The organism is Arcobacter acticola (assembly GCF_013177675.1).
Classification (GTDB): Bacteria; Campylobacterota; Campylobacteria; order Campylobacterales; family Arcobacteraceae; genus Aliarcobacter; species Aliarcobacter acticola.
Window position 1 is genome coordinate 2,882,495 of the sequence record NZ_CP042652.1, and the last position, 13,113, is coordinate 2,895,607.

The following is a 13,113-nucleotide window of genomic DNA, read 5'->3' on the forward strand; positions in this document are numbered from 1 at the left end:
TTCTTCTCCCATATATTCAAACTTACTTAACTTACTTATCAACAAAGCTTAGCTATAATCGCGATATATATTTATTAACTATTTTCATGGAGTACTATTAATGACTAAATTCATATTTGTAACAGGTGGAGTTCTTAGTTCACTTGGTAAAGGGATTACCTCGGCATCAATTGCAACTATTTTAAAACAATCAGGATTCAAAGTAAGTATGCTTAAAATTGACCCATACTTAAATGTAGATCCAGGAACAATGAGTCCACTTGAACATGGTGAAGTTTTTGTTACAGCAGATGGAGCTGAAACAGATCTTGACTTAGGAAACTATGAAAGATTTATTGATAAAACTTTAACTAAAAAAAATAGTTTTACAACAGGACAAGTTTACCAAAGTGTAATTAAAAGAGAAAGAGAAGGTGGTTACTTAGGTAAAACTATTCAAGTAATCCCTCATGTTGTTGATGAAATTAAAGAAAGAATTTATGCAGCAACAGATGATAATGATTTTCTAATTATTGAACTTGGTGGAACAGTAGGAGACATTGAAGGTTTACCATTTATGGAAGCAATTAGATCAATAAGACATGAACTTCCAAAAACAAACACTATGAACATTCATTTAAGTTTAGTGCCTTATATTAGAGCAGCAGGTGAACTTAAAACAAAACCAACTCAACATTCAGTTCAAGAACTAAGAAGAATTGGTATTACTCCTCATATGTTAGTTTGTAGAACAGAAAGAGAATTACCAAAAATTTTAAAAGATAAACTTGCACTTGCTTGTGATATTGATAGAAATGCAGTTATTGAAGCAGGTGATGCACAATCTATTTATCAAGTTCCTTTACAATTCATTAAAGAAGGTATTTTAACTCCATTATCAGAGCATTTTAATATCAAAATTAAACCAAATATGGAAAAATGGGATACTTTAGTTAAAAACATTTTAGTTCCTCAATCTGAAGTAACAATTGCATTTGTTGGGAAATATCTAGATTTAAAAGAATCATATAAATCACTTATTGAAGCATTAATTCACGCAGGCGCACACTTAAATACAAAAGTAAATATCCACTGGTGTGATAGTGAGAGAATCGAAGATGTAGGAGCTTATGAAATTATTGGAAACTCTGATGCTATATTAGTTGCAGGTGGATTTGGACACAGAGGTGTTGAAGGAAAACTAGCAGCTATTAAATATGCAAGAGAAAACAAAGTTCCTTATCTTGGAATTTGTTTAGGTATGCAACTAGCAATTATTGAATTTGCAAGAAATGTTCTTGAACTTGAAGATGCAAACTCTATTGAATTTGATCCTAATACTAAAAACCCATTGATTTATTTAATTGATCAATTTATGGACCAAAATGGAGATACTCAACTAAGAACACATGAATCACCAATGGGTGGAACAATGAGACTTGGAGAATATCCATTTGAGCCATTAAAAGGTACACATCTTCAAAAAGCTTATGGAAATAATGATGTTTATTTTGAAAGACATAGACATAGATATGAAGCAAATCCTGCATATAAAGAAGCATTAGAGAAAGCAGGAATGATAATTTCAGGTCAATCAAATGGTTTAATTGAAGCTGTTGAATTAAAAGATCATCCTTGGTTTGTAGGCGTTCAATTCCATCCTGAATTTACTTCTCATTTAGAAACACCAAATCCAATTATTTTAGAGTTCGTAAAACAAGCAGTTAAAAATAAATAATGTCTAAAATAACAAAGAATAGACTTTTTGAACTACTTTCAGCAAGACATTTGAATAATCCTTATTCAAAACTTGCTGATATTCCTTCTCCTGATAACTTTAAAGATATCCACATTGCAACTAAAAGAATTAAAAAAGCCATTTTAGAAAAAGAAACTATTACAATTGTAGGTGACTATGACGTAGATGGTGTTGTATCAACTACTATTATGCTAGATTTTTTTAATACAATTGGCGTAAAAGTAAATCATATTATTCCAAATCGTTTTGAACATGGATATGGTCTTTCTGTAAAAATAGTTGATTTAATAGATGATGGTTTAGTAATAACTGTTGATAATGGGATTTCAGCATATGAGGCATCTGTAAAACTAAAAGAAAAAAATATTGATTTAATCATTACAGATCATCACACAGTAGGGACTCAAATACCTCTTGCACTTGCTATTATAAATCCAAAACAACATGACTGCAACTTTGAATTTAAAGATATTTGCGGAGCGCAAGTTGCTTGGTATTTATGTGCAGCTATAAAAAAAGAGTTAAACTTAGATATAAATATGACTAAGTTTTTAGATTTACTTTGTGTTGCAATAATTGCAGATATAGTGCCAATGACTGCTTTAAATTATACCTTAGTAAAACAAGGTTTAAAAAAAATCAAAACCTCTTCAAGGGAAGCCTTTAAAAGGCTAAATGAAGTTATGTCAAAAGAGTTCCTAGTATCAGATGATATAGGTTTTTTCATAGCTCCAAAACTTAATAGTGCAGGAAGAATGGATGATGCTAGTGTTGCTTTATCTTTTTTATTATCTGAAAATGCATTTAATGCAAATGAAACTTTATCTTTATTAGATGAACTAAATAACTATAGAAAAACCTTACAAGAAGAGATTTCAAGAAAAGCTGATTCAAAAACTGATAAAAATGATAATGCTGTTATTGTTTGGGGTGAAAATTGGCATGAAGGTGTTATTGGAATAGTTGCTTCAAAACTATCAAACGCACATAAAAAACCAGCTTTTATTTTTTCTATTCATAATGGAATTGCAAAAGGAAGTGCAAGAGCTAATGCTAACATCAATTTATATGATGTTATTACAAAAGCAAAGCATTTGTTATTAGGTTATGGGGGACATAAGAATGCAGCTGGATTATCATTAGATGCTTCAAATCTTGAAGAGTTTAAAACTATTATAAATGAAGAATTAGAAAGCTCAAAAGATGATTTACATATAGAACCTATTACACTTGGAGAACTTGATGTTTCTTCTGTAGATTTAGATTTTATCTCTATAATAGAACAATTTGAACCATATGGATTAGAAAACCATAGACCAATTTTTAAAATATCAAATGCAACTTTAGTAAAATATGATTTATTGGGAAAAGATAAAAATCACTTAAAATTAACACTAAACTGTGAAGGTGTAATATTTGAAGCTTTAAAATTTAATGACTCAAATACCAATATTCCGCAAAATTTAGATTTAATTGTATCAATAAGTAAAAATGAGTTTAGAGGAGTAGTTACCCCTCAATTTTTAATTCAAGATATTTTATAAAACTAAAAAAGGTCTTGAAGCTGGAGCTTTTTTAGTACTTCCACCTTCACTATTTCCTTCAAGTCCTAAAATCTCATCATCAATATCAGTTCTTGCATATGAAGAAGATAAGATATATCCTGTATTTATATCTATTAGTTTAATAAAAACATTTAAACTTCTACTTGTAATTGAATATGTTCCAACAACTGCATATCGTGATTTAACTTTATCAGAGAGTATTCTATCTTTTTCTCTAGTTAATAAATTAAAACCTGATTTACCAAATTCAAACTCTTTTCCAAATTCAACTTCTCTAACAATTATATTTAAAGAAACTAAACTATCTTTTAACATACTTGATAATAAAAATCCAAGTTGTGATTTATTTTTTAATTTATCTAAATTCACAAAATCAGAAACTAAAACAACATCATCAGCTTGTAAATTCTTTTTTATTTTATTAGCAGAATCATCAACTAATTTTGAAACTAAAGAGTGAAAATTATTACTTCCGTTTATTGGATTTTTATAAGCACACGAAGTGAAAAGAAGTGAAAAGAGTGATGAAATTATAACTAATTTCAAAACTCTTAAAAAAGATAATGACATTATCTTTCTTTTACTATATTAATCGTTCTAGCGGGGGCACAATCTCCAAACATCATACAATCATTTGCAACACCATGTGCGTAAGTAGATCTAGCACTTGTTATGATTTTTCCAGTAATATTATCAATAACTCTTGCATTTAACATAATTCTACCAGCTTGTCTTGAGTAAGTTCCAACAACTACATATGTATTTGGGATACTACCTTTGATTTCATAGGGTTTTCTTGAAATAAAATATTCACCTTCTTCATTTATTGAAACAGCCATTTGACCTCTAAATTCAATAATATTAAACCCTCTATTTGAAAGTTCATTTATTAAACTTTCGCTTATAACTCTTCCAAATTCAGTTGTTTTTTTGAATTGATCAAGTCTTACAAATGAAGTAATAAGAACAGGTTTATTTGTATCCATTTTCTTATTTTGCATCATTTGTGCTGCTAGCGATGAGATAGTAGCATCTAGTGTATTTTGAGTAGTTACATATTTTTGATTATCAGCTGCAACTTCCAAATGTTGTTTTGTAGTTTGAACTCTATCATTTTCTTGAGAAAGAGCATCATTACTTTTGTGTGCACATCCTACAGTTAACAATAAAGAGCTAGCCAAAATACTTGACTTTAGAACACTTTTAAACATTAAAACCCCTTTTCATAATTCTTTAAATTTTATTTAAAGTTAGCTTAGATACTCTTGAATGATTGTTTACTACTTTAATTTTATTATTATATCTTATATTATTTAGAATATTATTTTAAAGTAAGATAATATAAAATCATTTAAAAATTATAGGAGAAATTATGGCAAAAATTATAATACCAATTTCAAATGGATTTGAAGAAATTGAAACAATTTCAATTATTGATGTATGTAGACGTGCAAATATAGAAGTTACTATAGCAGCTGTTGAAAACTTACAAACAATAGGTGCGCATAATGTGAAAATAGAAGCTGCTTGTAAAATTGAAGATATAAATTCTGATGATTTTGATATGATTGTTTTACCAGGTGGTTTGCCAAATGCTTTTACTCTTGCAGAAAATGAAAAAGTTCAATCATTATTAAAAGAGTTTAAAGAAAAAAATAAAAACATTGGAGCAATTTGTGCAGCACCATTTGCTCTTCATAAAGCAGGTGTTTTAAATGAAAATTTCACTTGTTATCCAAGTTTTGAGCAAAAAATAAAACTAAATGGTTACCACGAAGATGATGCTGTTGTAATTGATAATAAGGTAATTACTTCAAGAGGTCCTGCAACTGCTATGATATTTGCTCTTGAAATAGTAAGTATTCTTTGTGGTGAAGAAACATCAACTGAAGTTAAAAATGGTTTATTAATGGCTGATTATTAATAAATAAATTTTTGTTATTCAATTGTAATCAAAAGGATTTAAAATGCCCTTATGAAATACAAAAGCATTTTTATATCAGATATACATCTAGGAACACGCTTTTCAAAGGCTAAAGTTCTTTTAAATTTTTTAAAACATAATGAATCAGATCAATTAATTTTAGTAGGAGACATCATTGATGGCTGGGCTATAAAAAGAAAATTGATTTGGCCGCAAGAACATTCAGATGTTATTCAAAAAATTCTAAAAAAAGCTAAAAAAGGAACAAAAGTAACGTTTATTACAGGGAACCATGATGAATTTCTAAGACCTTTTGTTCCTTTATTATTAGGAGATTCTGTAAGTATTGCAAATGAACTTGAATATGTAGCTATAAATAAAAAGAAATATTATATAACCCATGGAGATTTTTTTGATTCAATTACCATGACAAAAAAATGGTTAGCAATTTTGGGTGATTATGGATATGATCTACTTCTACACTTAAACGTTGTTTTAAATTTTCTTAGAAAAAGAATCGGTATAAAAAAGTACTGGTCACTTTCAAAATATGTAAAAGACAATGTAAAATCATCTGTTTCATTTATTAGTGATTTTGAAGCTGTTTTATCCACCCATGCAAAAAACAAAGGATATGATGGTATTATTTGTGGACATATTCACAAAGCAGAAATTAGAGATATTGAAGATATTGAATATCTAAATTGTGGAGATTGGGTTGAATCTTGTACTGCAATTGTGGAAACATATGAAGGTGAATTTAAAATAATAAATTGGTTAGAAAATGATAACTCAAGTAAAAAGAATTCCAACGAATAATCTAGCATTAGCCTTAAGTGGAGGAGCAGCACGTGGTGCTTTTCATTTAGGAATACTTGACTTTTGCGAAGAATATAAAATAGAGATAAAAGCTTATAGTGGATCATCTATTGGAGCTATAATATCAGCTTCCCATGCAAGTGGAATAAGTGCAAAAGAACAACTAAAAATATTCTCATCTAAAGATGTAAGACAAGCTTTGAAATTTAACTACTTTAGAAATGGTTTATTAAAAATAGATTCTTCCAATAAAATCATAAAAGAGCTTCTTCCAATTGAAAAACTAGAAGATATTCCAAAACCTATTTGGGTAAATGCTTATGATTTAAAGAAAAAAGAGTTGCATTATTTCAATTCTGGAGATACAGTTACCCTATGTTTAGCATCAAGTGCATTAGTACCTTTATTTAAGCCTATTGCTTATGAAGGTATGAATTTAATTGATGGTGGATTATTTGATAACATTCCTATTCGTCCACTACTTGATAAAAATTATGATATTTATGCCATTGATTTATTCGCTAAAGACAATGAAATCAAAACAAAAAACTTCAATCCATTAAGAAATATAAAAAAATCTTTATTTAAACAATTACATGAAAACCACAAACATTCACTCGAAAATACTAATTATTATTTAGGGAGTAAACATATTAGAAATTTTTCACTTTTTACTTTTAAAGAATTAGAACAGTGTTTTAACTTAGGTATTAAAGAGGCTCAAAATCATTTTTTAGATATACTATAAATAAAAATACAAAAAGATTTATATTATGTCACAAACACCACAATTTACCCATCTACACTTACATACAGAATATTCACTACTTGATGGTGCAAATAAAATTAAACCCCTAGCAAAAAAAATAAAAAAAATGGGAATGACTAGCGTTGCTATGACTGACCATGGAAATATGTTTGGAGCTATTGATTTTTATAATGCAATGAGAGCAGAAGGTATAAAACCAATTATTGGAATGGAAGCATATATTCATAATAGTGAAGACCTAGGAGATAAAACAACTAGACAAAGATACCACTTATGTTTATATGCAAAAAATGATATAGGTTATAAAAACTTAATGTTTTTAAGTTCACAAGCTTATATGCATGGATTTTATTATTACCCTCGAATTAATAAACAACTTTTAAGAGAAAATTCTGAAGGCCTAGTTTGTAGTGCTGCCTGTTTACAAGGTGAAGTTAACTGGCATTTAAACACACAAAATGAAAGAAACGTAAAAAATGGTGCAAAAGGATATGAGGGTGCAAAAGCTGTCGCACTTGAATATAAAGAAATCTTTGAAGATGATTTTTATTTAGAAATAATGAGACATGGAATTGGTGACCAGCATTTTGTTGATGATCAAATCTTACGAATCTCAAGAGAAACAGGAATAAAAGTAGTTGCTACAAATGATACTCACTATTTAGAACAAAAAGATGCTGACGCACATGAGGCTTTTATGTGTATTGCGATGAATAAACTTTATGATGATCCAAATAGATTAAGACATAGTGTTCATGAATTTTACTTAAAATCACCAGAACAAATTGCAAAATTATATGCAGATATTCCTGAAGCCATTGAAGCAACTCAAGAGATTGCTGATAAATGTAATTTAGAAATAAAACTAGGAAACCCTACTCCTCCCAATTTTAAATTTACAAGACAAAAAGCTGAAGATTTAAATTTAACACTACCAGAGCCAGAGCTTGAGTATTCTCTTGAAAATGATAAAGTTTTATTTATTCACGAATGTCGAATAGGATTAGAAGATAGATTAAAAATTGTTCCAGAAGAAAGACATCAAGAATATAAAGATAGACTTGAGGTTGAAATTGAAATTATTAATAATATGCGATTCCCAGGATATATGCTTATTGTTTGGGATTTCGTAATAGTTGCTAAACAAATGGGAATTCCAGTGGGTCCTGGACGAGGATCAGCGGCTGGAAGTTTAGTTGCCTTTTCTTTAAAGATCACAGATATTGACCCAATTCCTTACGGTTTACTTTTTGAGAGATTTCTAAATCCAGAAAGAATATCAATGCCCGATATTGATATGGACTTTTGCCAAGCAAGACGTGGGGAAATTATTGATTATGTTGTTCAACAATATGGTCGAGCCAACGTTGCTCAAATTATTACCTTTGGTAAACTCTTAGCAAAAGGGGTAATTAGAGACGTTGCAAGAGTTCTTGATATGCCATATGCAAGAGCAGATGCTATGGCAAAACTAATTCCTGATGAATTAGGAATAAATCTTACAAACTCATATGAAAAAGAACCAAAAATAAAAGAACTTTGTGATGCAGACCCACAAGCAGCAAGAGTTTGGGAATATGCTTTAGCGCTTGAAGGATTAAATAGAAATGCAGGAACACACGCAGCAGGTGTTGTTATTTCAAATGAGCCTTTATGGAAAAAAACACCCCTTTTTAAACCCTCAGGACTTGATACGCTAGCAACTCAATATAATGGTAAATACGTTGAGGATGTGGATTTAATTAAATTCGACTTCTTGGGTCTTAAGACCCTAACAGTTATTGAAGAAGCAAATAAACTAATAGAACAACGTCATGGAAAAAGAGTTGATTTCATTACCACAGATGTAAATGATAAAGGTGTCTATGACCTTATTCAAACTGGAAATACAATTGGACTATTCCAAATAGAGTCAGATGGTATGCAAGATTTATGTAAAAGATTGAAACCTTCAAATTTTGAGGATATTATCGCCGTTCTTGCACTTTATAGACCAGGTCCAATGGAATCAGGAATGCTTGATGACTTTATTGATAGAAAACACGGTCGAGCAGAGATTAACTACTTCTACGATGAATTTGATGCGCCTTTAAGACCAATTCTTGAAACAACTTATGGAGTTATCGTTTACCAAGAGCAAGTAATGCAAATCGTACAGACTATCGGTGGATTTAGCCTTGGAGGTGCCGATTTAGTTAGACGAGCTATGGGTAAAAAGATTAAAGAAGAGATGGATAGATTAAAAGGAGAATTCGCAGTTGGTGGAGTAAAAAAAGGTTATCAAAAACCTCACTGTGAAGAACTTTTCGATCTTATCGTAAAATTTGCTGGATATGGATTTAATAAATCTCACTCAGCAGCTTATGCACTTGTAACATTTTATACTTCGTATTTAAAAAAATATTATCCATCAGAATTTATGGCAGCTTTACTTACACTTGAGAAAGATAACACAGATAAAGTTGTTAAATATGTGGATGAAGTAAAAAGACTAGGACTTGATTTATTTCCACCTGATATTAATAAATCAGATTTAGTATTCTCAGCTAAAAAAATTGATGGTGAAGAAGTTGTAATGTTTGGAATGGGTGCTATTAAAGGTGCTGGAGATGTTGCAATTAAATCTATTTTAAAAGCAAGAGATGAAGGTGGATTATTTACTGATTTAGCAGATTTTATTTCAAGAATTGATGGAAGTAAAGTAAATAAAAGAGTAATAGAATCACTTACGAAAGCAGGAGCCTTTGATAGTTTTGGTTATTCACGTCACGCATTACTTGAACAAATAGAAAAGATTGTTGAAACAGTAGGAAAAGCAGCACAGGCAAAAAAAATGGCTACAGGTTCTTTATTTGGAGATTGTGATGAACTTACAAAAATAGATATAGAGTTAGAGCATCTTCCTGAATATAATGCAAAAGAAATATTAGAGTTTGAAAAAGCTTCTTTAGGATTTTATGTATCTGGTCATCCACTTGATCAATATAGAGAACAACTAGAAAAAGTAAATTATACACTTTCTTCTCAAATTGATGAACTAGCAGATGGTAGTCAAGCAATTTTTGTTGGGAAAATAGAAAATATTACTGAAAAAATATCTAAAAAAGGTAATAAGTTTGGAATTGCAACAATCATGGATTTACATGGAAATATTGAGCTTATGCTTTTTGAAGATAGATTAAAAGAGTTAAAAGAGAGCTATAACTTAGAAGAGCCAATTGCCTTTAAAGTAAGAATTTCAAAAGATGATAACTTCACAAGAATGAATATCTTAAAAATAGAAACAATCTTAGATGCACAAAAAGAAAAAGTAAAAACCAAACAAAAAGAAGTCCAAGAGCCACCATTAACAATAGCACTTCCTTTTACAAATGATGAAAGCACTATGTATAAACTATTTGATATAGTTGCAAATAATCAAGGGAAAAGAGAGTTAAAACTTTTGATAAAATCAAAACTTGCAGACTTAGAGTTAGAAACTGGTTTTAAAGTTACATCTCAAGTTGAAAATTTAATTCAACAAATAGAAGGAGTATATGTAGTAGCATGAAACACATCCTATTAACAAATGATGATGGTTTTGATGCGGTTGGATTAAAAGCTTTAATAGAAGCATTATTACCAATAGCAAAAATAACTGTTGTAGCACCGGCAAGAAATAAATCAGCTTGTGGTCACTCATTAACTTTGGATAAACCACTAAGAATGATTTGTGTAGAAGATGATTATTATAAAATAGATGATGCTAGTCCAACTGATTGTATTTTCATTTCTCTTAGTAATCTATTTAAAGAAGGTTACAAACCAGACCTTGTAATAAGTGGTATAAATATTGGTGCAAATATGGGAGAAGATATAACATATAGTGGAACAGCAGCAGGTGCAATGGAAGCTGTAATTCATAAAGTTCCAGCAATTGCAATCTCTCAAGTATGTAATGATAAGTGTGAAGATATAAAAAATGGATGGGATTTTGAGTTAGCAAAAAAAGTTATTGTTGAACTTGCAAGTAAAATATTGGATAATTCCTTTCCATTAGATGAAAGAAAGTTTTTAAATGTTAATATTCCACCAATAAAAGCTGATGAGTGTAATGGAATAAAAGTTACTAAAGTTGGATATAGAGAATATGGTAATGATACCCATAGACATTTAAATCCAAGAGGTGAAGAGTATTATTGGATTGGATTACATCCATTAATCTGGAAACCATCAGAAAAAAAAGATTGCGACTTTGAAGCAATAAAAGCTAATTATGTATCAGTTACACCTATTATGCTTGATTTAACTTCTTACAACGATATTCAAGCCATTGAATCATGGCTAAAAAAATAAAAGGGAAAAAATGAATTTTACACAATCATTATTAAAACATATTGATAAACTTGTTGGATCGTTAAGATCAGATGAACAATTACAAGAAATTTTAAAAAGAAAATTTACTAAAAAAGAGTACAAAGTATTTGTGGCTTTTGAAGAAGGTAAATCAATTGAAGAAATTAAAACTCTTGTAAAAGAAGACGAAGAACAAATTAAAAAACACTATAAAGTAGCTTGTAAAAAATTAAATCAAGAAAAAATGAAACAAGAGTTAGTATCTTACGAATAAGATACTTGTTTTCGACTAAAACTCCTTGTTTACGCTACTTTAGGCAACATCTATATCCGATAGAGACGAAACAGAGACGTTTTCTAGGAATAATGCACGCTTTTTCCTATCCTTTTTATTCTCTGATAACTTATAAAAATGTGTATAAGTTCTCAGTGTAATATCAACATTTTCATGTCCCATCATTTGTGAAACCCAAGAAATATCTTCCCCTTCATTTATCATCATTGATGCAAAAGTATGTCTTAACTGATACAAATATCTATTATCATCTTTTGATAACAATTTTTTAAACCTTGATGCAATATTATCATGACTGTAAAATGGTTTATTGTTAGAACTACAAAATACTTGATTAGCAACATTATCTTTTGTAAGAGAATATTGCTGTAGAAAGTATTTTTTTACAATTGGAAGTATTTCAATTTCTCTTCTTGATGCTCTTGTTTTTGGTAATCCATCACTTCCAAGAATTCTTGTCTTATTTATTGAAATAGTTTCATTTTCAAAATCTATATCATCCCATCTTAAAGCTAATAATTCACCAGGTCTCATTCCTGTAAATGCTGATATTGCAATGAAATTTTTCAAATAGCCATCTGCTTTACTTATTAAATCATTTACCTCATCCAACGAAAATGGATTAATTTTTGATGATGTTTCAAGCTTCTTTTGTTTTTTTGGCTTTAATACTTGAGCAAAAGGATTTTTCTCAATTAATTCCTCAAACAATGCATCTCTTAAGATTTGATTGAATATTGCTCTAAATTTTTTTACACTTGATTCTTTATATGATTTCAATTTATCATTTTGCCAATCAAGTAATTCCATAGATTTAATACTATCTAATCTTCTTTTCCCAAAATATGGGAGAATATGTTTATTGAAATTCATTAAATTTCTTTTTGATACATGTTCTCTTCTATCGTTATTATGACGCTCAAAACATATCAATGCATATTCTCCCAAAAGAAAAACTTTTTTTTCTCTTTTGTTTGGGTCAAATGTTCCTTCATTTATCTTTTTTTCTATATCTGGGATAATATTTTTTTCTAATAATTTCCTATTTTTAGAATTATCTTTTAATCCCATAGAACGTCTTATTCTTCTTCCATTTCCATAATGAATATCTAAATATAAAATATCACTATCTTTTTTTGTTCTTATCTTAACACTCATAAAATACCTTCCTCGGCACTTCTAGACCCGTTAAATATATCTAATCTTTGTTTTAGACCTTCTAAAGTATCCTTATTTGTATCTTTTCTTTTTCTTCCAACTTGTCCTGATTGTTTAAATTTTATAATTTCATCAGCAAAGAATACCTTGCAGTTTTTTTCATTATAGTAATGAATACCTTCTTCAAATATATTATTCTTAATATATGTATTAAATGTAGTTTTTGTGATTTCTAAAAAATGAATCACACCATTTTGAGTTGTTAAATCTGGAGTGTAAAGGTTAATAGAAGAATTTAAACTTCTAATTTCTTCCAATACTTGCATCATAATTTCTTCTAAATACATCTTACTAGCCATACCAGAAGATGAAATACTTTTTTCTAAATACTTAATTTGTTCAGTCACGTTGACTCCTTTTTAAGTATTTATTAATTTCATTTCAGAATAATTGAAAATATACTAATATTTAAGAGTCTAAAGTTATAAATAATTATTCTATAAAGATTAT

At 29.1% G+C, this 13,113-nt stretch carries 12 protein-coding genes; 8 read left to right on the forward strand and 4 right to left on the reverse strand.

Annotated features, from left to right (window positions below; all coding sequences use genetic code 11):
* The first annotated feature begins 100 nt into the window (after positions 1–100).
* Positions 101–1,717 carry a CTP synthase gene (pyrG, locus tag AACT_RS14715; RefSeq protein WP_172128162.1) on the forward strand — a complete coding sequence of 539 codons (1,617 nt, stop codon included), beginning with the start codon at positions 101–103 and terminating at the stop codon, positions 1,715–1,717.
* On the forward strand, positions 1,717–3,282 hold the full coding sequence (gene recJ / locus AACT_RS14720; RefSeq protein ID WP_172128164.1) for a single-stranded-DNA-specific exonuclease RecJ: 1,566 nt from the start codon (positions 1,717–1,719) through the stop codon (positions 3,280–3,282). Before pyrG ends, recJ begins: the two co-directional genes overlap by 1 nt.
* On the opposite strand, the gene AACT_RS14725 is transcribed toward recJ, so the two are convergent.
* Both AACT_RS14725 and AACT_RS14730 read right to left on the reverse strand, forming a co-directional pair.
* A complete protein-coding gene (locus tag AACT_RS14725; protein ID WP_172128166.1) occupies positions 3,277–3,873 on the reverse strand; it encodes a FlgO family outer membrane protein in 597 nt (198 codons plus the stop codon). The two genes, recJ and AACT_RS14725, sit on opposite strands and share 6 nt — an antisense overlap.
* Positions 3,873–4,514 carry a FlgO family outer membrane protein gene (locus tag AACT_RS14730; RefSeq protein WP_172128168.1) on the reverse strand — a complete coding sequence of 214 codons (642 nt, stop codon included), beginning with the start codon at positions 4,512–4,514 and terminating at the stop codon, positions 3,873–3,875. The genes AACT_RS14725 and AACT_RS14730 overlap by 1 nt, the downstream gene beginning before the upstream one ends.
* Before the next feature lie 161 nt (positions 4,515–4,675).
* Between AACT_RS14730 and AACT_RS14735 the strand changes: the two genes are divergently transcribed.
* Genes AACT_RS14735 through AACT_RS14760 form a run of 6 tightly spaced genes read left to right on the forward strand, consistent with a single transcriptional unit; the run spans position 4,676 to position 11,424 of the window.
* Entirely contained in the window at positions 4,676–5,227 is a 552-nt protein-coding gene (locus tag AACT_RS14735; protein WP_172128170.1) for a DJ-1 family glyoxalase III, read from the forward strand.
* Positions 5,228–5,278: 51 nt separating this feature from the next.
* A complete protein-coding gene (locus AACT_RS14740) occupies positions 5,279–6,046 on the forward strand; it encodes a UDP-2,3-diacylglucosamine diphosphatase (protein ID WP_172128172.1) in 768 nt (255 codons plus the stop codon).
* Positions 6,012–6,794, forward strand: a complete 783-nt coding sequence (locus AACT_RS14745; RefSeq protein ID WP_172128174.1) for a patatin-like phospholipase family protein — start codon at positions 6,012–6,014, stop codon at positions 6,792–6,794. The genes AACT_RS14740 and AACT_RS14745 overlap by 35 nt, the downstream gene beginning before the upstream one ends.
* Before the next feature lie 25 nt (positions 6,795–6,819).
* Positions 6,820–10,365: a DNA polymerase III subunit alpha gene (gene dnaE, locus AACT_RS14750; protein ID WP_172128176.1), complete on the forward strand. Its 3,546-nt coding sequence runs from the start codon at positions 6,820–6,822 to the stop codon at positions 10,363–10,365.
* A complete protein-coding gene (gene surE, locus AACT_RS14755) occupies positions 10,362–11,150 on the forward strand; it encodes a 5'/3'-nucleotidase SurE (protein ID WP_172128178.1) in 789 nt (262 codons plus the stop codon). The genes dnaE and surE overlap by 4 nt, the downstream gene beginning before the upstream one ends.
* Positions 11,151–11,160: 10 nt before the next feature.
* Positions 11,161–11,424, forward strand: coding sequence for a hypothetical protein (locus AACT_RS14760; protein ID WP_172128180.1), 264 nt, complete (start codon positions 11,161–11,163; stop codon positions 11,422–11,424).
* A gap of 39 nt (positions 11,425–11,463) precedes the next feature.
* Here AACT_RS14760 and AACT_RS14765 read toward each other — a convergent pair whose 3' ends face one another.
* Positions 11,464–12,603: a tyrosine-type recombinase/integrase gene (locus AACT_RS14765; RefSeq protein WP_172128182.1), complete on the reverse strand. Its 1,140-nt coding sequence runs from the start codon at positions 12,601–12,603 to the stop codon at positions 11,464–11,466.
* The gene (locus tag AACT_RS14770; RefSeq protein WP_172128184.1) at positions 12,600–13,010 is read right to left on the reverse strand and encodes a hypothetical protein; all 411 of its coding nucleotides are present in this window, start codon (positions 13,008–13,010) and stop codon (positions 12,600–12,602) included. The genes AACT_RS14765 and AACT_RS14770 overlap by 4 nt, the downstream gene beginning before the upstream one ends.
* Positions 13,011–13,113: the final 103 nt, after the last annotated feature.